The sequence below is a fragment of the Chitinophaga hostae genome, from assembly GCF_018224885.1.
Classification (GTDB): Bacteria; Bacteroidota; Bacteroidia; order Chitinophagales; family Chitinophagaceae; genus Chitinophaga; species Chitinophaga hostae.
Map to the genome: position 1 here is coordinate 44,927 of NZ_JAGTXB010000011.1, position 22,993 is coordinate 67,919.

Consider the following 22,993-nt stretch of genomic DNA (forward strand, 5'->3'; position numbering starts at 1 on the left):
GCGATGCAGATAATATAATCCGTTTTTGCTTTGCGCCTTATGCTTTACGCCCCGCAATACAGGACAGTACAGGATGGTACAGGACGCAACAGGACAGGAATTCATTATTCTTCCACTAAATTTATTTCCGTTAAGAATCGCCGTTTCATCACACATAATTCCACTCGTTATGATTAAAGCTTACATCCTTTATCGTAAAGGATCATCGGGTCTTGCACAATTTGGAGTATCCCTGTTATTGTTACTATTTACCGGCTCCGCTGTTCACGCTCAAAAAATTAATATTACCGGCCAACTCACAGATGCGGGCACCGGTGCTGCCCTACCCAGTGTTACTATCGGTATAAAAGGCAGCAGCCAGGGAACATTCAGCGATGCCAATGGCAGGTACACTATTGCTGCCGCCGGTGCAGATTCTCTTGTTTTCAGTTTTATCGGGTACATTTCAAAAACCATTCATGTAGCCAACCGTACCAAAATCAGCGTACAACTGGAGCCCAGCAATAAAGTGCTGAACCAGGTAGTGGTAGTAGGCTATGGTACCCAGCAAAAAAAGGATGTCACCGGGTCGGTCGGCATTGTTTCCATGAAAAACGTGAAAGACATGCCTGTAGCGGGTCCTGACCAGGCGTTGGCCGGACAGATTGCCGGTATACAGGTGAGTACTTCCAATGGTATTCCGGGCGGTGGCCCTCAGGTGCAGGTGCGCGGCATCGGTGCCGTAGGCGCCGGCAGCCAGCCATTGTACGTGGTGGATGGGTATCCGCTGGCCTCTTCTTCCGACCAGGTTTCTGATCCGATGAATGCCATCAATCCACAGGATATTGAATCTATGGCGGTATTGAAAGATGCCTCCGCCACCGCTATCTATGGCTCCAGGGGCGCCAACGGCGTGGTACTCATCACCACCAAACGGGGCAGCTCCGGTATTCCAGTAGTACAACTCTCCGCTAACTACGGTATCCAGCAGATTCCTCAAAAAGGACGTCCAAACCTGATGAACGCGCAGGAATTTGCGCAGTTCAGAAAAGAAGCGATCGGCGATAACATCAGGTTCACCGAACACCGGGAACCAACAGACGCGGATATTCCTGAAGCTTACCGTCATCCTGAACAACTCGGGGAAGGTACCAATTGGTTCAACGCTATTACCAGGGTAGCGCCTATGCAGGATATAAACCTCAGCGTAAGCGGCGGTACCGACAAAATCAGGACCTACATTTCCGCAGGTTATTATAACCAGGATGGCGTGGTGATCAATTCCGGTTACAAACGTTTTTCCGTAAGAGCCAACGTAGATGCCAATCTCTCTGACCGTTTCAAAGTGGGCTTTAATGTGGCGCCTTCGTACACCACCCGCAAAGGGAACACCAACGGAGAAGGAAGAGGAAACTACTTTGGTATTGCCAGCCCAATGGAGCCGGTATACAAACCTGATGGCAGCTACAACGCTTTTATCCAGAGTCCGGGTACATTTGGCTTACCTAACCCGGTAATGTTCCTGAACGAAGTGGTGAACAGATCGAAGAGCACCCGTATCCTGTTTAATACTTACGGAGAATATGAAATCATCAAGAACCTGAAATTTAAATCAACTTTTAACGTAGACTACCAGGAAGGCAGCGGTGAATTCTTTGTACCTTCCACTATTGGTACTACCAACGCCGCTCCGCCCAGCATTCCTTCCGGCGGCTATATCAGCGGTAACTACCTGAACTGGCTAAACGAAAATACGCTCACCTACCAGTACAATACCGACAATGGCCATGCCTTTACCGGTTTGCTGGGATATAGTGTACAGTCGCAGAAGGAACAATCTGTAGGTATCAATGCTGCCAACTACCCGGATGATGATATTAAAACCATCAATGGAGCCGCCACCCTCACTAATAATCCGGGTGTTACCGACAAGACTGAATGGGCTTTGTTGTCATATCTTGCCAGGATCAACTATGCGTATAAAGACAAATACCTGGTTACTGCTACCGTGAGAGCCGATGGTTCTTCCAGGTTCGGACCTGATAACCGCTGGGGTACCTTTCCGTCCGTAGCGCTGGGATGGCGTATTTCACAGGAAGACTTTATGAAAACCTCCCGCGTTTTCAGCGACCTGAAAATAAGAGCGTCCTATGGCTTCTCCGGCAACTTCAATATCGGTAACTATTCTTACATGAGCAATATCGGTACCAGCGATTATGTGCTGGGAGGTGCGCTGGTAGGCGGTCGTGTAATGAATACCTTAGGTAACCCGGGATTAGGCTGGGAAAAAATGCGGGAACTGAATATAGGCGTTGACGTTGGGTTGTGGAAAGACCGTGTTTACCTGACTATTGACGCCTACAAAAGGAATACCCAGGACCTGTTGTTAAATGTGGAAGTACCGCAGTCCAGCGGGTTTGGTACTGTAACAGAAAATAAAGGCGATATGGAGAACAAGGGCCTGGAAATCGGTATCTCCTCCCGCAATATTGAAAGCAAATCGCTGACCTGGACCACCAACTTCAATATTTCCTTTAACCGTAACAAAGTGCTGGCACTGGGAAAAGACAATGCGCCCATCTACTCCGGCAACTCCAGTGAAGGTAATCCTACCAACGTAAGTATGGTAGGTCAGCCCCTGGCCATGCTGTACGGATATGTATTTGACGGCATTTATCAGAACCAGGCCGAAGTAGATAAAGGTCCTGCTTTTCCAGGCGCGATTCCCGGTAATATCCGTTTCAAAGACATCAACGGTAACGGTGTTATTAATCCGCGGGAAGACTTTGCCATCATTGGCAATCCGTACCCGGATTTTAACTGGGGCTTAACCAATATCCTCAACTACAAAAAATTTGATCTGCGGGTATTGGTCGTTGGGTCCATGGGGGCAGACCGTTTACATGCCACCAACGACTACAACGGCAATATTGACGGCGTATTCAATGTAAGAAAAGATGTAGCTGACAGGTGGAGATCCGAATCCAATCCGGGCAACGGGAAAGTGCCTACCACTAATGGTTCCGGACGTGGCAGGGTAATGTACCGCGACGTAAGTTCCCTGACGGTAGAAAAAAATAACTATGCATGGGTAAAGAATATTACGTTGGGTTATGCCATTCCGAAATTTGGATTTGTACAGAGTGCGAGAGTATATGTAAGTGTGCAGAATGCCATCCTGTTTACCAAATACAGCGGTAACCCGGAAGTAACCAATTACCTCGGTAAAGGAGGCAGTGGTGCGCTGGTGCCCGGTATCGACTATTCCAGCTACCCGGTACCAAGAATTTATTCACTCGGCGCCAACCTCTCCTTTTAATTCAGCTCCTAAAAGTATAGCAACATGAAAACGAAAATAACCTGTATCGCACTTTTAGCGATCGCACTGAATGGATGTAACAATATGCTGGATGTAAAACCGAATTCCTTTTCCAGCGGATCAAATTATTATACCTCCGAGGCGCAGGTATTGCGGGCGGTAAACGGCTGCTATGGCCTGATGCAGGAGCTGTATACCGGCGACTACTGGTCGATGTCTGAAATGAGAGCGGATAACACCAACTACCAGTATGATGAAAGTGACCGCGGCGCGCAACAGCGGGAGGAAATCGACGAGTTCCTGCTCACGCCTACCAACAACTACGTGAATAATGTGTGGTCGCAATTATACCGGAACATACAGCAAACAAATGTGATTCTTACCCGCATTGATGCAGTAAAATTTGCAAACGAGACAACTAAAAAACAATATACCGGTGAAGCCAAATTTATCCGGGCCCTCTACTACTTTCACCTGGTGCGTCTTTTCGGCGGTGTGCCACTGTTGGTGAAAGAAGTGGCAGGTCCGGAAGAGGCTTCCACGCCAAAGAAAGCAAGCGTTGCGGAAGTATATGCACAGATTATTGCAGATGCTACGGATGCTGCAGCCAACCTCCCGGCCACCTATAGCAGCAACGAAACCGGCAGGGCTACCAAAGGCGCTGCGCTAACATTGCTGGGTGATGTGTATATGACCATGAAGGATTATCCCAAAGCTGTTAGCACCTTGCAACAGGTAGTAACGTTGAACTATTCGCTGGTAGATAATTATGCGGATAATTTTGATCCGGCAAAAAAGAATAATACTGAATCTGTTTTCGCGGTGCAGTACAACTCCGGTATTGAAACAGAAAGCAGCAATTTCATCTTTGTGTTTGGTCCCCGTAACGGGAAAAAAGACCTGACAGGTTTTAATGGTAACCTGGGTGGCAATAACATGCCCACCCCAAGTATTGTAAACGCGTATGAAGCAAAAGATAAAAGGAAGGATGCTTCTATCCTGATGTATGACAGTCCTACCAATACGGCATTCGCAGAGTCTGTTGCTTTTGGGGGTAAATTACCGCTGATCAGGAAATTTTATCATCCGCCCTATGCGCTGGATGGCCGTGCCAACGAAAACTGGCCGGTATACCGCTACTCACAGGTATTGCTGATGCTGGCAGAAGCCATCAATGAAACCGGCAACGGGGATCCGCTGCAGTATATTAACCCGGTACGTAAACGTGCGGGGCTTGATCCGCTGCCCGCGCTGGCCCAGCCTGCTTTCCGTGACACCGTATTTCACGAGCAACGGGTAGAACTGGCCTTTGAAGATCAGCGCTGGTACCAGCTGTTGCGCACCGGTAAAGCCGTATCAGTGATGACGGCCCATGGTATAGCGGAGAAAAAACGGCTAACGAGACTTAGCCCGGCCTCCTACAACATACAGCCGTACCAGTTACTGTATCCTATTCCTGAAAGAGAAATACGACTGAATAAATTTGAACAAAATACCGGTTGGTAAAAAAAGTAAAAAAAATGAGGAAACGTTTGCTATATTACTACAGCTATAGCGCGCGACCCATTCCAATAGTATCATCTCAGGAACTCATTCAAGAATATATTATGACCACGTTCAAAAAAAGACCATTCAGGCTGCTGCTGCTTATTTCCGCCGTTTTCGCCACAGGAGTGGCCTGCAATAACGGGAACGACTCTACGTCAAATGAAAAAGCAACCGGAAACCCGAAAATTGATGCGCTGAAACTACCTGATAATTTTAAGGCAGAACGGTTGTACAGTCCAGGCGACAACAAACAGGGCTCCTGGGTATCCATGACCTTTGATAACAAAGGCCGTATGATTGTATCCGATCAGTACGGATTTCTTTACCGGCTTCAGCTGCCTGCCGTAGGTGAGGATTCGGCTAAACTGAAAATTGAAAAGCTGGACATCGGCAAGGATACCTCGACCCAGAAAGTATCCATGGGTTATGCGCAAGGATTGCTCTATGCGTTTAATAGTCTGTATGTAATGGTGAACCACAACAGCGACGAACGCTTTGAAAAAGGCAGTGGTTTGTATCGTTTACAGGACACAGACGGTGACGATCAGTTTGATAAAATTACATTGATAAAAGCCCTGGAGGGTGAAGGCGAGCATGGCCCGCACAGCATTGTGCTGGCGCCCGACGGTCAATCCATCTATGTGATTGCCGGGAACTTCACCAAAATCCCGGAGATGAACCGCTACCGCGTGCCCATGTCTACCAACATCGACAATATACTGCCCTTTATCAAAGACCCTAACGGTCACGATAATACGGTGAATACACATGGCGGATGGATTGCGCATATTGATTCCACCGGTTCCAACTGGGAGCTGATCAGCTCCGGTTACCGCAATCCTTTTGACCTTACCTTTAATGATGCCGGTGATATGTTCACCTACGATTCTGATATGGAATGGGACTTTGGCACTCCCTGGTACCGTCCTACCCGTATTTGCCAGGTCACCAGCGGCAGTGAATACGGATGGCGCCCGGGTACTGAAAAATGGTCGCCCGCCTACCCTGATAATTTACCGCCGTTGTTAAATATAGGTCAGGGCTCTCCTACCAACCTGATTTATGGAGGCAAAGCAAGGTTCCCGGAAAAATACCGCAAGTCATTATTTGCATTTGACTGGAGCTTTGGAATTATTTATGCGATCAGCCTGCAGCCGGATGGTGCTTCCTACAAAGCGAGTGCTGAGGAATTTCTTTCCGGTTCCCCATTGCCGTTAACAGATGGTGTGATTGGTCCTGATGGCGCATTATATTTCCTTACAGGCGGCCGCAGACTGGAATCAGATCTCTATCGCGTTTATTACAAAGACAATAAAGAAAGCAACGAACCACTGGCCGCCGCTGCACCTACTGCAGGCGCCGATATCCGCAGAAAGCTGGAAGCGTACCATGGCGGGCCTAAAGAAGGCGCTGTTGATTTTGCCTGGCCTTACCTGAAAAATGAAGACCGCTTTGTGCGTTTCGCTGCAAGAATAGCGATTGAAAATCAGCCGGTGAGCCAGTGGCAGAATAAGCTTTTGCAGGAAAAAGATCCACAAACATTGATACAGGGTACTATTGCGCTGGCCCGTCAGGGTAAGGAAGATGTGAAGAAACTGTTGCTTCCCCAGCTGATGACGATCAACTACCAGCAGCTGTCCGCATCGCAGCAGATAGACCTGTTGCGCGCCTTTGAACTGGTGTTTGTGCGCATGGGTAAACCGGATGCAGGCTTATCCGCACAGGTAGCAGCCTATCTTGATCCGCAGTATCCTGCAAACGATAATGACCTGAACAGATCACTGAGTAAGGTACTGGTATACCTCAATGCGCCGAAGGCGGTAGAAAAAACCATGGCCTTACTGGCGGTAGCTAAAGATGATACGGCTGCACAAAAAACAGCGATGCAATCGGCGGATCTTATCCTGCGCAACCCGCAGTACGGACTGGATATTGCCGGCATGTTGTCAAAAATGCCGCCTTTACAGCAAACCTGGTATGCAACGGTATTAAGCCAGGCGAAGAACGGCTGGACGCCTGCATTACAGGATGCCTATTTCAAATGGTTCTATCACGCATTTACTTTTAAAGGCGGTCATAGTTTTATTGGCTTTATTAACGGTGCGCGGAAAAATGCGCTGGCTAATGTGCCTAAAAATGAGTTCGCACATTTCAACCAGCTCTCCGGCGATTCATTGTTGAACAGCGGCGGTAACCTGGCGCAGGGATTCCCGCAGCCACAGGGGCCGGGCAGGCGCTGGAAACTGGAGGAGGCGGTAAAGGTGGTGGATAGTGGTTTAACCAATCGCAACTTTGAACAGGGCCGGGCCATGTTTGCCACGTCGTTGTGCAGTTCCTGTCATGGTATGCGTGGCGAAGGCGGCGTTGCCGGTCCCGATCTAACGCAATTGGGTACACGCTTTTCTACCAAAGATATCCTGGAGGCAATTATTGATCCGAGCAAAACTATTTCTGACCAGTATGCCGCTACCGTGTTTTCGTTGAAAAACGGGGGGTCCGTATTGGGCCGGCTGGTAAGCCAGGACAAAGATAAATATGTGATTTCGCAGAATCCTTTTGCCCCAACAGAGCAGCGTGAGTTGCTGAAGAAAGATGTGGCCGGCACCAAAACATCTACCGTTTCCGTGATGTTGCCGGGATTGATTAACCGCCTGAATGAAGAAGAGCTGCGTGACCTGGTGGCTTATCTGAAGAGCGGTGGCAACAAAGGGGATTCAGTTTTCCTGCAGGTAAAGCAGCTGGGCAGTAAATAATATTTTTTTGAGAGATAAATAACGCGCGGATGGATATTACCAAACAGCCATGGCATCATAAGCTCTCCCATCATTTACAGTTGGGCGGCATAGAAACGGCAGTGCTGGACAACGGGCCCGGCAGGGGCACCCGTATTGCCTGGGTCAATACCGGTACCGGTTTAAGATACAAAGTAGTAATTGACCGGGCGATGGATATTGCAGATGCGTTTTATAACCAGCATAGCCTGGCCTGGATAAGCCATGCGGGCGTTACGGCGCCGGAAAGAATTACTGACAAAGGTTTGGACTGGCTCCAAACCTTTGGCGGTGGATTGATGACTACCTGTGGCCTATCACATGTAGGCGGTCCCGAGTCAGACGAGTACGGCGAACGGGGCTTGCATGGCCCGATCAGCAATACGCCGGCGGAGATCATTTCCATCATCCAACCCGATCCTGCCAACGGGCAGCTCGATATGAGCATTACCGGTATCATGCACCAGGTGCGGGCGTTGGGACCACAGCTGATGTTAAAACGCACCATTTCCGGAACGCTTGGCCAGGCGGGTATCCGCGTGCATGATGAGGTGATCAACAGGGGGAATACCACTGCCCCGCATATGCTGCTATATCATTTCAATTTTGGGTGGCCGCTGGTAAATGAAGGGGCGGATATCTGCTGGGAGGGCGATTGGCGCTCCAGGGCAGGCAACCCGGATCACATCTTCCGGCAGGATAATAACTACAAAAAATGTATGGCTCCGCTGGACAGCCATGCCGGCGGCGGTGAAGAAGCCGCCATCATTGATATTGCCGCCGATGCCCGCGGCTGGTGCGTATGCGGAGTGCATAACGCCGACCTGGGACTGGCGGTATCGCTCCGGTTTAAAAAACAACAACTTCCAGTGCTCACCAACTGGCAGCACTGGGGCAAAGGCGAATATGTGATGGGCCTGGAACCCGGTACCCATCCACCTACTGGACAGGCAAAAGCCCGTGAAGACGGTACGCTGATCCTGCTGGGCCCTGGCGAAAGCAGGAGCTATGAATTGCAGATAGACGTATTGCATACCGGCGAACAAATCAAACAATTTCAAACTGATCTTTCATCATCCATACATCATTAAAGCCATGGAAAAATTAAGTTTAGCTGAAAAAGCACTCGAACAGGGACAAGGGATTCTCCGACTGGCACCAACCTGGGTTCCCAGATCATTTTGTGTGCCAGGGCGGCGGATCAAATTACACCCGGACGATTATTACGTACTGGGAGGCGAACGTGGCGGCATCGATGAACGTTGGCTGTCATCCACCACCCCGGCAAAGAACGGCCCGCTAACGGGCGAAAATGAGGGTTTAAGCATGGTGGTGGTGAACGATGGAAACGCCACGCAACAGTTTTTATTAAAAGATGCCATCAGCGAATTAAAGGATCAGCTGATCGGTAAAAGGCTTTGGGATGAATATGGCGCCTGGCCGATGTATTCCAAATTCTTTGATAACATGGGACCGCTCCCCCATCACATCCACCACAACGATGAAAAGGCGGCACTGATAGGACAGGCGGGCAAACCCGAAGCCTATTATTTTCCGCCGCAGTTAAATAATCACGGCGGCGATTTCCCCTACACCTTTATGGGCATTGCGCCCGGCACTACCCGCGAACAGATCCGGGAATGCCTCGTGAATTTCACCAAAGGCGACAATAAGATCACTAACTATTCCCAGGCTTACCGGCTGGAACCCGGCACCGGATGGGATGTTCCCCCGGGGCTGCTGCATGCGCCGGGTAGTTTGTGTACCTATGAACCGCAAAAAGCATCTGATGTTTTCGCGATGTACCAGTCGCTCGTAAACGAAGCCATTGTACCCGAAGTGCTGCTCTGGAACGGCACACCAAAAGAAAGCATCGGCGATTACGACGCCCTTATGGATGTCATCGACTGGGACCTGAACGTAGACCCCGAACAATTCCAAAACCGTTTCATGCCACCAAAAACTGCAGCTAACGGAGAAGGTTATACGGAAAACTGGGTATGTTACAAGTCGGCCGCATTCAGCGCCAAAGAACTCACCGTGGCGCCGGGTGCAACCGTCGTCATAAAAGACAGCGCTGCCTATGGCATCATCGTGATGCAGGGCCATGGCAAAATGGGGGTATGGGATATTGAAACACCGGCGCTGATCCGCTACGGACAACTTACCAATGATGAATTTTTTATCAGTGAAACAGCAGCGATGGCCGGTGTTAAAATTGTAAATACCTCTGCCACCGATCCTATCGTTATGCTGAAACATTTTGGCCCGGGTAACCCTGACCTGGTACTTTGATTGATTGCTAAAAATCTGCGTTATGAAACAGAATAATTATCCAAAGCTCCACAATGCCACCTGGCCGGGCATTGTAGGTAAAGGCGACGGTTCAGAGCCCATTATCTCCTTTGATACTTTGCTGGAGATGACCGCAGCAGCGGAAGTTGATGGCATAAAATTCGACGGGATCGATATCGGGTTGTTTGATCCGCATGTGCCGGCAGACAGTTCCGACGATGACCTCAAAAGATTGGCAGACAAAGTAGCTTCGTACCATCTTGAAATAGGCAGTCTCGTAGCGCCGATATGGCCACCCAGCGGGGGGGCTGCCATGGGCAGCAAAGAAGAGCGCGCGCGGTTTGTGGAGCAGGTGCGTAAATCCTGTCATGTTGGTCAGCGCTTGCGGAAGCTGGGTATCCGTCCCAATGGCGTGGTACGTATTGACTCCGCCTGCACGCCCGACAGCTGGTCGCAGGATCCTGCCGGCAATACGAGCCTGATTGCACAAACTTTCCGGGAAGCCTGTGATGTAGCCGCAGACTACGGCGAAAAACTGGCCGCAGAGGGCGAAATCTGCTGGGGAGGCATGCATAGCTGGAAAGCGATGGTGGATACACTATCGGCTGTAAACAGGCCCAATATTGGTTTCCAGGCCGATATGTCGCATACCTTCCTGTACCTGCTGGGGTATAACAGCCCGGAAGACAGGATACTGCCGGCTGATTTTGACTGGAACGACCGTGCCGCACTGGAAGCCGGCTTGCGCCAGCTTACGGAAGCATTGCGGCCATGGACCATTGATTTTCATGTAGCGCAAAACGACGGCACCGTGCATGGTAGCGGTTCGCATGATAAAACAGGGCGGCATTGCCTGGCAACAGATCCTAACGGCAAACTGAATATCGCCACAGATGCCGGTCACTGGCTGCGCGACAGCAACGGAGCACTGACAAAAGCATTCCGGCATATCTGCTGGGATGGCTGTATGTTCCCCAATGCAGTCATGACCCAGACAAAAACCTGGAATGATATCCTGGCCGCGATGATATCAGTAAGAGCATTACACGGCTGGCAGGAATAGATTTTCAATCACATAATCAGCGACGACTATGACAACAAAGAAAGAACTGAGGATAGGATTAATAGGATGTGGTTTTATGGGCAGAACACATTCCAATGGTTACCTGCGCGTAAAGAACTTCTTTCCTCAGCTGGCCTATGTGCCGGTATTGAAAGCGGTATGTTCCCGCACCGAAAGCAAGGCCCGTGCGTTTGCAGCGCAATGGGGATATGAGTCTGTGGAAACAGACTGGAAAGCGCTTATAGCCAGGGATGATATCGATGCAATAGATATCTGCACGCCCAACGATATGCACGCAGCAATCGCCATTGCGGCGGCTGCCGCCGGCAAAATGATCCTTTGTGAGAAGCCGCTGGCACGCACACTCACCGAATCCGAAGGGATGGTGGCAGCGATTGAAAAAGCAGGTGTTCCCAATACGGTATGGTATAACTACCGCCGTTTGCCGGCGGTGACCTTAGCCAAACAGATCATTGACTCCGGGAAGCTGGGGCGCATTTTTCACTACCGCGCCAATTTCCTGCAGGATTGGACCATTAATGCCAACCTGCCACAGGGCGGCGAAGGGCTGTGGCGCATGGATGCAGATGTAGCCGGTTCCGGCGTAGTAGGCGACCTGCTCTCCCACTGTATAGATACCGCCATATGGCTGAACGGGCACATCACCACCGTTACCGGTATGACCGAAACCTTTGTAAAGGAACGCATGCATCAGCTGACCGGCAAAGTGGAAAAAGTAAATATTGACGATGCCTGCTCCTTCTTGTGCCGCTTCAGCAATGGCTCACTAGGGCTTTTTGAATCAACACGTTACGCACGCGGACATAAAGCTTTATATACATTCGAGATCAATGGCGAAAATGCCTCTATCCGCTGGGATCTGCATGATTTAAACCGGCTGGAATACTTTGATAACGCCGACGCCTCTACGGTGCGCGGATGGCGTTCTATTCATGTAACAGATGGTGACCAGCCTTATATGGATAAATGGTGGGTTCCCGGTTTGGGCATTGGTTACGAGCATTCGTTTGTGCACCAGGTGGCAGACTTCCTGTTAAGCCTGGAACAGGGCACAGCCTGTTCGCCTACCTTCCGTGAAGCCTTTGAAACACAGCAGGTATGCCAGGCGGTCCTCGACTCAGCGGCTTCCGGGGAGTGGAAAGAGACCGCCAGCTTTTAGCCATTAGCTTTTAGCTTTTAGGAAATGCAGCGAAGAGTAAATGAAGAAGTAGAAGTAATTATCACAACTAAAAACATCAACTATGCTGAAAAGATCCAGTGCACTGTTTATGCCGTTGGTGGCAGCAGCCGTGCTGTTTTCCGGCAGCAGCTGTCAGACCGGCAACAGCATGGGCAAATACAACGGCTATGTGCCCATCTTTGATGGCAAAACTTTAAAAGGCTGGGAAGGCGACGGCGTTCACTGGCGTGCGGAAAACGGTAACCTGGTGGGTGAAGTAACGCCGGAGACATTGCTCAAAACCAATACTTTCCTTATCTGGCAGGGCGGACAACCGGCAAATTTTGAGCTCACCTGCGAATTTAAAATCACCAAAGGGGGTAACAGCGGCATCAACTATCGCAGTGTGATGGTAGAAAATGTACCACATGCACTGAAAGGATACCAGGCAGATATTGATGGCGCCAACCGCTATACCGGGCAGAACTATGAAGAACGCGGCCGCACCACGCTGGCATACCGGGGACAGAAAACACTGATTCCCGCTCCCAAAGTATCGTTGCAGGATGGCATCAAAAACAACGCGTGGACTTCCGCCGTCGTTACCGGTTCGCTGGGCTCTTCTGATTCCCTGCAAACCCTGATCAACAGTGAAGATTGGAACAAATGCCGCCTGGTAGTAAAAGGCAATCACCTGCAGCATTATATCAACGAGGTGCTGATGAGTGATGTTACCGACAACGACCCCGTAAACGGCAAGTCAAAAGGGCTGCTGGGCGTACAGGTGCACGTTGGTCCCCCCATGAAGGTGGAGTACCGGAATATTATGCTAAAACGTTTATAGGACGCGGAGGGACCGCCTTCGGCGGTTGTCTTTGCCCAGGATTTATATGATTTATATGATTTTTCTGATTTTATTTCTTTATTGGGACGATGTTTACATCTTTTCAGTAAACCTTCTGCAAAAGGATAAAAATTTTTATCCGGCTTAGCTATAATCATTAAAATCATTAAAATCATTAAAATCATATAAATCATATAAATCCTGGGCAAAGACAACCGCCGAAGGCGGTCCTTTTTTTGTTATCTTAGCTGTATAAAAATCAGGAAACGATGCAGCTATCTATTGCCATAGACATGGACGAAACTATTGCCGACCCGATCAAAAAAGCCAGAGCATGGTATTACCGGGACTACGGCAAAACATTCACAACAGAAGAATTACACGGCAAAACCCTGTCAGACATCCTGCCGGAAGAACACAAAGCCAAAATAAAAGAATACCTCAACACCCCAGGATTTTTCCGCGACCTGGAAATATTTCCACACGCACAGGAGGTGGTAAAGGAGCTGAACAAAAAATATAAAGTATACATTCTTTCTGCTGCCATGGAGTTCCCCAGCTCCCTGAAAGATAAGTACGATTGGTTGCAGGAATTCTTTCCGTTTCTCTCCTGGCAGCAGTATTGTTTTTGCGGTGATAAATCTATTGCGCAAACAGATATTATGATCGATGACCTGACCCGCAACTTCACCCATTTCAAAGGCAGAGCGTATCTGTATCATGGCCATCACAATGTACATGAAACGGGTTATGAACGCATTATGAACTGGGAAGATGCCGCAACGAAATTATTATAGGTAGGAAGACGCTCGCGTTTTCTTAAACTGCTTAAATTTTTTGACACATGGGAAAGTTTTTTGATGACATTAAACCACAGCATGAGGAATTCATCGCTGCCCAGAAAATGTTCTTCGTGGCTACCGCCCCGCTCAGTGCACAGGGGCATGTAAACCTCTCCCCGAAAGGACTCGATAGTTTCCGCATATTTTCACCCACAAAGGTGGCCTATCTCGACATTGTAGGCAGCGGCAATGAAACCTCCGCGCATATACTGGAAAACAATCGTATTACTTTTATGTTCTGCGCCTTCGATGGTCCGCCCAATATATTAAGGTTATACGGGAAAGGCTATACGGTATTGCCCGGTGACCCGGAATGGCCGGAGCTTTCTGCGCACTTTGTATTGTTACCTGCCACCAGGCAAATTATTGTAGCAGACATCCACAAGGTGCAAACCTCCTGCGGTTTTGGCGTGCCATTATACGAATACACCGGCGAAAGGGACCACGCCGCCAAATGGGCTGCCAATAAAGGTCCTGAAGGACTGGAACTTTATAAAGCAGAAAAAAACAGGATCAGCCTGGACGGATTGCCAACTGACCTGGCAAGATAAAGATGATATGGAACAGGAAGAATTAATCGCCTACGAAGCGCTGTGTAACCTACACGCAACAACTATTAAAACAAATCCCGGCGGTTCCGTTTACTGTCCGGATATCGCCAGACTGACGGCGAAACTACTCATTGAAGACAGGAATTATTTATACAGGTTTCTGCGACTGCACGGCGAAAAAAAAGATATTTTGAACCTGGCGTTGTTGGCAGAAATTACCCGGGCAGAAGGATACTTTTACTATCATGACCACTATGATAACGCTGCCAGTTGCGGAGATATCGTAGCATTGTTTTTAACTGAGGCTATTGAACTGCTCAACAATGGTGATGTTCTAAATAATCTCTTAATCATGTGGTATATATCAACGGTATACGACATCATTTTCCACCAAGTTTGGTTAGAGGAATATCCACCATTATGTGCCTCGTTGTATTTCCAATTGTCTAACCGGATGCTTGATCCCGAATGGATACCATTATACAATATCACGCGGCATTATTACCACTCTCTCTACTTTATAGATATGGCTCATCATTGGTTTGGTAAAAGGCCCGAAGAATTCATGATACTATCGAACAAACTAATATCGGGTATTAAGGATGGCTTAAGGAACAAACATGACTACGCGAGTTGGTTCGACACCTACGCAGAACTAACAGGATTACCCAACAGTGATATATAAAAGAATCTCTACAAATTCTGAGTTACTTCCCTATGGCACCACCGTGATAAACATATACGTAGCCAATATCACCAGCAATACAATTCCCTGCAGGATATTTGTTTTACCCGCATTAAAAGAAATGCTGATTGTAAACAACGACAGGATCAGCAATAAGGTGGAAGTAGCGTCAATCCCCAATGTGACGCGGAAGCCTGCAAAATAGGTAACGATGGCTACCGCCGGAATTGTAAGACCAATACTCGCCAACGCAGATCCCAATGCCAGGTTCAAACTGGTTTGCAACCGGTTTTGCGAGGCTGCCCTGATGGCAGCAATCCCCTCGGGTAAAAGAATGACCGCAGCGATAATAACGCCTACCAGGGTTTTAGGTGCCCCCAGACTAACAACAATATTTTCAATAGTGGGTGATAATTTCTTTGACAACAGCACCACTACAGTGAGCGCTACCACCAATAGCAAAAGACTGAAACCTGTTGTCAGATTCGACGGCGGAGCGGCATGCACATCTTCATCGCCGGGAATAGCATCCTTGGGCAGAAAATAATCGCGGTGCCGGATGGTTTGTACCGCCACAAAACTACCATAGAGCACCAGTGAAATAATAGCCACAAAGATAAGCTGACTGTTGGAGTAGATCGGTCCTTCCTGGGTAGTAGTATAGTTGGGCAGCACCAGTGTTAAAACAGAAATGGCAGACAATGTTACCAATGCCGCACTCACCCCCTGTTTAATAAATGCCTGTTCTTTGTATAGATAGCCGCCCAGGAATAGCGACATCCCGATGATACCGGAAAGGATCAGCATGATAGCTGCAAACACTGTATCCCTGGCCAATGTGGAATCCTGTCCTGCTTCGGTGAGCATAATAGATACAATCAGTGAAACCTCAATTACCGTAATCGCCAATGCCAATATCAGGGTACCATAAGGCTCCCCTACTTTATGCGCCACTACTTCCGCATGATGCACAGCAGATAACACCACACTGATCAGCGATATTCCCATGATCGCTGCAAAAATGCCGCTCTGCTGTGTTGCAGCCAGGGCAAGCAATACCAGCCCTATAACAGGACTGATAATTGACCACAGCGGTAATGCTATTTTCCATCTTTTGTAGAGAAAGTGATTGAATGCCATGTATTTAAATTACTGAAAAGAAAAGACATTCATACTATCTATTTCTTTCAAAATAAATTTGCGCAAGTAAATACTTGCGTATATATTTGCAATCAAATACTTGCATATAATGGAAATCAGAAGGGATGTATTCCAGGCAATTGCCGACCCCACAAGACGGCAGATTATCGGTATGCTGGCAAAGCAGCCGCTTCACCTGAATGCTATTGCAGAGCACTTCGACGTGAGCCGGCAGGCAGTATCACTACACGTAAAAATCCTGATGGAATGTGGTCTGATCATGATCACCAAACAGGGCAGGGAAAGATATTGTGAGGCAAAACTGGAGAAACTGGGAGAAGTAGCAGGCTGGATAGACCAATACAAACAGTTCTGGACAATACAGTTCCAGTCACTTGACAAGTATCTTACTAAAGTTCAGGCAACTAAAAAAACTAAAAAATGACTACTGCAACAAACACAACATTCCGGCTTACGCATGTATTCCATGCACCCAAAGAAAAAGTGTTTAAAGCCTTTAGCACCGCCGAAGCATTAAATGCATGGTGGGGACCGGCAGAAACCAGCAACAGTGTTATAAAACTTGATTTCAGACCGGGCGGCATTTTTCATTTCAAAATGGAAAGCGATGGAAATGTGTCCTATGGCCGTTTTTTGTTCGTAAAAATTGAACCATACGATTTATTGGAATTTACCAATGCGTTTGCAGACGAGCAGGCAAATGTTGTAAAGGCGCCGTTTGACATAGAAATACCGAAGGAAATATTTTACCAGTTAAGATTTGAAGAAGCAGCTGGTAAAACCACTATTATCTTAACAGGACGCCCGGTGAATGCCAGTGATGCAGAAACGGCTGCATTTATATCCATCAAAGACGGGATGGAACAGGGTTTTGGAGGTACCTTTAACAAGCTGGCAAACTACCTGGCACAATAACAGGAAAGACGTGACTACCGGCGCTTCAAAAATTGTTCATCCATGTTTTCCTCTCCTTTTTAACATCGCAGGGAAAGCGTACAGCCGTAGCCGTTATTGATGATCGCGCTTCCATTTTTCAGCAAAGTACTTCCCCCACTCCTGTATAAATTTATAGTATTCGTACTCATTTTCAAAACTGAGCAGCATTTCGTAGCTGGGCCGGTATTCTTTCATGAAGGTATCAAGTGCGGGAGATTCCAGGCCTGTTATTTTCTTTACCAACGCCTTATTAAAGCGGTGATCGATATATTTCTCGCGCTCTTCCCGTTCCATAAATCGCCTGAAGTTCTCCATCCGCTTGATTTTCTTCATGCTGAGTAATGCATCCAGGTTGATGCCCACTCCCATGCCGCCGCTCCCACCCGATAAATATTCCGGTGAATAATCAAAGATCTTCCGGTATTCCTCGCGGTTTTTCAGTGAATCAGTTTTGTAATCGCCGAGACGGAGGGTAGACACTACTACCGTAGGCAGGGTATGCACATCTACACGCAGACTCATATCATAAGGTCTGAGCGGGTTAATTTCTCTTACGGCAAATTTCATGGTGGATTTTCCCTGGTAGGAAAAGCTGATCGAGTCCGTGGTAGGTACAACAATGGTGTAGTGGCCGGCTGAATCAGTCACCGCGCCGGCGCCGGAATTGCTCATTACGCTCACGCCTACCATACCGATTCGTGCAGACCGGTCATATACAGTTCCCTTAATCCGCACCTGGCCTGTACTTACCAGGCGTAGCAGGATCAATAACAATAGTATTATCGTCTTTCTTAATAAATTAGCGCGCTCCATTCGGCCCCAATCTAAGACAGGATGAAAACATAATCAAGTCCGGCGAAAATATTAACAAATCATTTTCTATGTTATTGGCCTGATTTAATTATACTAACATCAATGCTGATCCGCACCAGCAATCCTTTTACTGCTATTGACCAATCGAAAAACCAGGTAAGAAAACAGTCCACCCAAAACGGAGGCAACGATGTCTTTTAGGTCAAATGTCCGCTGAGGCATCCATAACTGGCAGATTTCATACAGGATCATTGCGCCTGTGAAAGACAGCGTGATTTCAAAAGTATCGCTATTACCGGGGCGATCCGGCTACTTTAAAATGATAGGCGCCCGATCCGATGGTGTACAGCGCCTCCGTGCCTTCCTTCCTGATAAAACGAACGGCTTCTACCCCGCTAACAGGCTTTCCATCTACTGATACGTTAGCGCCGGCGCCAACCGGGAGATAAACCGTTGCAGTAGTATTTGCAGGTATTTCCACCGTTAATTCAAATGAATGATCCCTTTTTTGCCAGTCACTTTTTATAAGTCCATAGGGAGCATGATAACTGGCACGGGCAAACGTAACATCACTCACCGGCCGGGGGTGGATGACAATTTGTTTAAATGCCACACTTCCCGGCGCCTGGCCAATGCCTGCCAAACCGTTGTAAAACCATTCCATCAAATGCCCCAGCATCAGGTGATTGTTGGATACATAACGATAAGCCTGCCACGATTCAGTGAGTGCGGTGGCGCCATGTGCCACCTGGTAGCCATAGCCCGGCACATCCGAACGGGCATTCATCAGGTAGATCAGATCGGATCTGCCGGCTGCCTGTAATACCCTCAACAGGTAACTGAAGGCGATTTCACCGGTAGTGAGACTATTATTCCGCTGCCTGATATCTGCAACGATATTTTCCACGACCGCTGTTTTTTCGGATGGTTCCACCAGATCCATGTAGACCGCCAGGGCATTGGCCGCCTGGCTTCCGGTGGCATATTGTTTGGTCTGTTTATTGAAAAATCCGTTGTTGAATGCAGCCCGCACCTGCTGCTGTAGCTCCCTGTATCGCCGAACATCCTCTATTTTCCCCAATACCTGTGCTACCTTGCCAAGAATGGTGAGATCGTAGTAATAAAAGGCAGTAGCAGTGATTCCTTTGGGCGTATTCTGCGATTCCCCTACTCCATTCGGACCAATATCAAACCAGTCGCCCAACCCATAACTGAGCGTATCGTTTACCGATTTTTTCCGGAGATAGTCCACATACCGATGCATCATATCGTAGTTTTCTTCCAGGATCCTTTTATCGCCATACCACAGGTAAGCATTCCACGGTACTATCACTGCAGCACTTCCCCACTCCGGCGAGTCCCGGAAACCATTTTCAAACACTACATACTCCGGGGCAATATCCGGTACCATACCGTTTTCCAGCTGGGCATCCTGCATATCGGCGGATATTTTTGTGAGCAATGTGGCCACATTAAAATTGTATTGAATGGCATTTCCCATCAGGTGCGCCTCTTCCAGCCAGCCCAGTTTTTCGCGGTGCGGGCAATCAGTGAATACGCTGGCCATGTTACTTTTTACCGCCCAGTTGATCAGTTGACACGTCTTGTTAAAAATATCATCAGAGCATACAAAATCCCCGGCGGCGGCAGCAGCATTGCGGATATGCAACCCACGCACCATTTGTAAAACCGGCAGCTGTTGCGGGTTCTCTGCGGACGATGGCACTGCGCCTTCTACCTGCAAATAACGGAAACCATAGTACGAAAACCGGGGGCGCCACTTTTCTGTGCCATTACCGTTTAACGTATAGTCGAAGAGGTAAGGTCCGCCGGAAGCTTGCTGGGTAACGAGTCCCTTGTCATCTATCAGCTCGCCCGGTATAATTTTCACAACGGCGCCTTTACTACCGGTAACGGCTATATCCGGAATGCCGGAAGCATTTTGTCCGAGATCATATACCCATACACCGGGTTTAGGTGCTGTGATCTTTTTGGCGGTAAGCGTGTCCATCACCTTTACAGGGTCTGCTGTCTGGCTTCGCAGGTTAGCGGGTCCTTCTACTACCAGGGCTGTTTTCCATTGCCGGTCATCAAAAGAAGGTTGGTTCCACCCCGGCTGTTCCAGGTTAGCATCGTAATCCTCCCCTCCATAAATACTGCTGAAGGTAACCGGCCCCGGGGCTGTTTTCCAGGAAGCATCGCTCACCACATTTTCTGCAGTGCCATCTTCATATTCCAGCAACAGCCTGCAGATCATTTTAGGAAAACCAAAGGTGCCGGAAAGCTTACGGTAACGCTCCTGTGGAATATGATAAAAACCATTTCCCAGCATCGCCCCCAAAGCGTTACCACCAGGCCGTATTAAACTTGTCAGGTCAAAGGTGACGTAAAGGGTTTGTTTATCAAACTGCGTCCATCCCGGGTCCAGGAAATGATCGCCCACCTTATTCCCGTTCAGGCTCATTTCAAACTGCCCAAGGCCAGCGATGAACAAGGTTGCGTGTTTTACTGCCTTCTTAACGGAGAACTCCTTTCGCAACAGCGGCAAAATATTGCGGCCTTTCACTACCGCTTTGTTGGCTATCTCCTTTGAGCCGGCCGGTATATCTTCATAAGCAATCCATGCGGCATCGTGCCAGTCCTCTTTTTCCGTAAGTCCCATTTTCCATTGCGCAGGTTCGCTCCAGGCTGATACGTTGCCTTTATTATCCCAAACCTGCACAGACCAGTAATAAGTTTTTGCGGGCAGCAGCCTGGTCCCCAGGAAAGGGACCTGTATCGACTGTGAACTGTTCTGTTTCCGTGAATCCCATATATTGCCTGTATGCTTCATTAACAGCTCCCTGCTATCGGCCACCAGGATATGATACGCTGTTTGGGTTACGCCCCGTGTTCCCCCAGTTATTTCCCAGGAAAAACGGGGTTGTTCCGCTTCCACGCCCAATGGATTGTTCCCATATTCGCATTGCGGATGAACGATCCGGATAATGTTGTCAGCAGCGGCGTTTAACTTCCCCAGTAATAATATCGCTACAACCGCCAGTTTATATTTCAGCATGATGCGTTGCTATTGCGTTAAAAATCCTGTCTGTCTATTTTTTATTTTCCAATACGATCCTGCTTATGGCGCTTCGTTTACCCGACGGCGTTACTACGATAGCCTGGAAAATCTTTTTCTCATTTGGTGGCACAATAAAAGTAAAGGCGTTGCTATATTCCCGGTCTGTGATGTCCGGGGCTTTTCCGTTCAGCGTAAAATAAATTTTCGCACCCGGAACAGCCGGTTTCAATTTCAGAGAAAAACGTTCCCCCGTCATCGTAGTATCTGTTGGAATAAATGCAGCGGGCACCCGGTAGTTATAGCCTAGCTTGTCGAACCGGGCCAGTTGCACCGGCAGCCTTGTTTCAGAAAAGCTGTTGTAATCTTTTTGATCGGCCGGTGTCCAAGCCAGTTCTGCGAGTGCCAGCATACGTGGCAGTATCATATAGTGCATACGTGGTACGGTGGCAATAAATTCTGTCCAGATATTCCCCTGTACCCCCAGGATATAGGGACGTTCTTCCGGTGTTAAACTTTTGGGTACGGGGTCATAGCGATACAAGGCAGAGTAACCTCCCATACTGGCGGGCAACAGGTCCGGCGCAGCTTCACCGTAATCAAAATACAGCCCGTTGGTAGAGGGCGACATGATTACTTCATGTTTTAATTTTGCGGCGGCAATACCGCCTTGCTCCCCACGCCAGCTCATCACAGCGGCATCCTTTGCCAGTCCGCCTTCCAGGATCTCATCCCAACCAATAATTTTCTTCCCTTTTTTACGCAGCAGCTGACCTAACCTGGTGGTAAAATAGCTCTGTACTTCCTCGCTTTTTTTCATCTGCTTTTCTTTCATAAAAGCCTGTATGCCGGCATCCTTTTCCCAGTAGCCTTTATAGCATTCATCGCCACCTATATGAATATATTCGTACGGGAAGAGCGCTGCCACTTCGGTAAATACCTCGTCAAGAAACTGGTACACCTTTTCATCGATCGGGTTTAAGGTATTGTCGAGCAGCATTTCATATTTACCATTGTCGTACCATTTAGAAAAATTGCTGCCGGGATTTACACTGGCACTTTCTTTGGTACAGCACAGTTCGGGATAGGCGGCGATGGCAGCCAGACTGTGACCCGGCACGTCTATCTCCGGCAGGATTTCAATGTAGCGGTCTTTTGCATATTTCACCACTTCCTTAATTTCTTCCTGGGTATAAAACCCGCCATCGGTAGCCGCTTCTCCGGGCCTGGGCGCTTCATTGGCGCCGTAGCCACTGTAGCGCGGTACACGCCATGCGCCAATGCTGGTGAGCTTTGGAAACTTTTTAATTGCTATACGCCATCCATTGTCGTCCGTGAGATGCCAGTGGAAGCGGTTCAGCTTATAAACAGCCATCAGGTCGATCAGATCTTTTACTTCCTGTACGGTAAAAAAATGGCGCGATACATCCAGCATCACACCGCGATACCCAAAACGGGGATAGTCTTCGATAGTAACACAGGGCAGCTTTGCATCGCCATTGTTTTCCGCAGGCAGCAACTGTAAAAAAGATTGCACGCCGTAAAACAGGCCGGCGCCCTTACCTGTAATCACAACGCGTGCAGGCGTTACCGTTAGTTTATACCCTTCTTGGGGTAAGCTTTCGGCGCCCTTGCCGGTTAGTTCAATAACAGTGGATGATTTCCCCGCGCTGTTTGTTTTCGGGAGATGATTTACATACCGGGTCAGGAAAACAACGGCCTTGTCGGCGGGGTTATCTGCTTTGATAACTGTTTGCCGGCTGAGGGTAAACTTTCCGCTGCCCTGCTGTACCATTACCGGCGCCGGGATGATACCGGCAGCCGGATCCTGACTTTGGGCCGGCGCACTATATAACGCCGACAGGCATACGAAAATACAGGTTGTTCCCCAAACCCTTGCATTAATACATGGCTTCATAATCGTTGGAAATTTATTCATTGTTCAGAA

18 protein-coding genes are annotated in these 22,993 nt (G+C 48.5%); 13 read left to right on the forward strand and 5 right to left on the reverse strand.

The features are described from left to right. The first annotated feature begins 169 nt into the window (after positions 1-169). The 11 genes from KE626_RS21240 to KE626_RS21290 all read left to right on the forward strand — a co-directional run bounded on the left by KE626_RS21240 (position 170) and on the right by KE626_RS21290 (position 15,077). A complete protein-coding gene (locus KE626_RS21240; protein ID WP_211974960.1) occupies positions 170-3,298 on the forward strand; it encodes a SusC/RagA family TonB-linked outer membrane protein in 3,129 nt (1,042 codons plus the stop codon). 24 nt (positions 3,299-3,322) lie between these two features. Then, positions 3,323-4,804: a RagB/SusD family nutrient uptake outer membrane protein gene (locus tag KE626_RS21245; protein ID WP_211974961.1), complete on the forward strand. Its 1,482-nt coding sequence runs from the start codon at positions 3,323-3,325 to the stop codon at positions 4,802-4,804. A 101-nt stretch (positions 4,805-4,905) separates the two neighbouring features. Continuing rightward, positions 4,906-7,599, forward strand: a complete 2,694-nt coding sequence (locus KE626_RS21250; protein ID WP_211974962.1) for a c-type cytochrome — start codon at positions 4,906-4,908, stop codon at positions 7,597-7,599. Between the two features lie 29 nt (positions 7,600-7,628). Beyond that, entirely contained in the window at positions 7,629-8,708 is a 1,080-nt protein-coding gene (locus KE626_RS21255) for an aldose 1-epimerase family protein (RefSeq protein ID WP_211974963.1), read from the forward strand. Between the two features lie 4 nt (positions 8,709-8,712). After that, positions 8,713-9,912 carry a class I mannose-6-phosphate isomerase gene (locus KE626_RS21260; RefSeq protein ID WP_249207609.1) on the forward strand — a complete coding sequence of 400 codons (1,200 nt, stop codon included), beginning with the start codon at positions 8,713-8,715 and terminating at the stop codon, positions 9,910-9,912. A 22-nt stretch (positions 9,913-9,934) separates the two neighbouring features. Then, positions 9,935-10,975, forward strand: coding sequence for a sugar phosphate isomerase/epimerase family protein (locus KE626_RS21265; RefSeq protein WP_211974964.1), 1,041 nt, complete (start codon positions 9,935-9,937; stop codon positions 10,973-10,975). A 28-nt stretch (positions 10,976-11,003) separates the two neighbouring features. Beyond that, positions 11,004-12,155, forward strand: a complete 1,152-nt coding sequence (locus KE626_RS21270) for a Gfo/Idh/MocA family protein (protein ID WP_211974965.1) — start codon at positions 11,004-11,006, stop codon at positions 12,153-12,155. An 82-nt stretch (positions 12,156-12,237) separates the two neighbouring features. After that, a complete protein-coding gene (locus KE626_RS21275; protein WP_211974966.1) occupies positions 12,238-12,999 on the forward strand; it encodes a 3-keto-disaccharide hydrolase in 762 nt (253 codons plus the stop codon). Between the two features lie 269 nt (positions 13,000-13,268). Next, the gene (locus KE626_RS21280; protein WP_211974968.1) at positions 13,269-13,796 is read left to right on the forward strand and encodes a 5' nucleotidase, NT5C type; all 528 of its coding nucleotides are present in this window, start codon (positions 13,269-13,271) and stop codon (positions 13,794-13,796) included. 47 nt (positions 13,797-13,843) lie between these two features. Continuing rightward, the gene (locus KE626_RS21285; RefSeq protein ID WP_211974969.1) at positions 13,844-14,392 is read left to right on the forward strand and encodes a pyridoxamine 5'-phosphate oxidase family protein; all 549 of its coding nucleotides are present in this window, start codon (positions 13,844-13,846) and stop codon (positions 14,390-14,392) included. A gap of 7 nt (positions 14,393-14,399) precedes the next feature. Further along, complete coding sequence (locus KE626_RS21290) at positions 14,400-15,077, forward strand: hypothetical protein (RefSeq protein WP_211974971.1); 678 nt, start codon at positions 14,400-14,402, stop codon at positions 15,075-15,077. 30 nt (positions 15,078-15,107) lie between these two features. Here KE626_RS21290 and KE626_RS21295 read toward each other — a convergent pair whose 3' ends face one another. Continuing rightward, a complete protein-coding gene (locus KE626_RS21295) occupies positions 15,108-16,217 on the reverse strand; it encodes a calcium:cation antiporter (protein WP_211974973.1) in 1,110 nt (369 codons plus the stop codon). A 109-nt stretch (positions 16,218-16,326) separates the two neighbouring features. On the opposite strand from KE626_RS21295, the gene KE626_RS21300 reads away from it, so the two are divergent. Beyond that, a complete protein-coding gene (locus tag KE626_RS21300; RefSeq protein ID WP_249207611.1) occupies positions 16,327-16,662 on the forward strand; it encodes an ArsR/SmtB family transcription factor in 336 nt (111 codons plus the stop codon). Next, positions 16,659-17,153, forward strand: a complete 495-nt coding sequence (locus KE626_RS21305) for an SRPBCC family protein (RefSeq protein WP_211974975.1) — start codon at positions 16,659-16,661, stop codon at positions 17,151-17,153. Before KE626_RS21300 ends, KE626_RS21305 begins: the two co-directional genes overlap by 4 nt. Before the next feature lie 93 nt (positions 17,154-17,246). On the opposite strand, the gene KE626_RS21310 is transcribed toward KE626_RS21305, so the two are convergent. The 4 genes from KE626_RS21310 to KE626_RS21325 all read right to left on the reverse strand — a co-directional run bounded on the left by KE626_RS21310 (position 17,247) and on the right by KE626_RS21325 (position 22,963). After that, complete coding sequence (locus KE626_RS21310; protein WP_211974976.1) at positions 17,247-17,942, reverse strand: peptidase associated/transthyretin-like domain-containing protein; 696 nt, start codon at positions 17,940-17,942, stop codon at positions 17,247-17,249. 144 nt (positions 17,943-18,086) lie between these two features. Then, a complete protein-coding gene (locus KE626_RS35210; RefSeq protein WP_428845039.1) occupies positions 18,087-18,263 on the reverse strand; it encodes a VanZ family protein in 177 nt (58 codons plus the stop codon). 16 nt (positions 18,264-18,279) lie between these two features. After that, complete coding sequence (locus KE626_RS21320; protein ID WP_211974978.1) at positions 18,280-21,045, reverse strand: glycoside hydrolase family 78 protein; 2,766 nt, start codon at positions 21,043-21,045, stop codon at positions 18,280-18,282. A gap of 34 nt (positions 21,046-21,079) precedes the next feature. Further along, on the reverse strand, positions 21,080-22,963 hold the full coding sequence (locus KE626_RS21325) for a family 20 glycosylhydrolase (protein WP_211974979.1): 1,884 nt from the start codon (positions 22,961-22,963) through the stop codon (positions 21,080-21,082). Positions 22,964-22,993 lie beyond the last annotated feature (30 nt).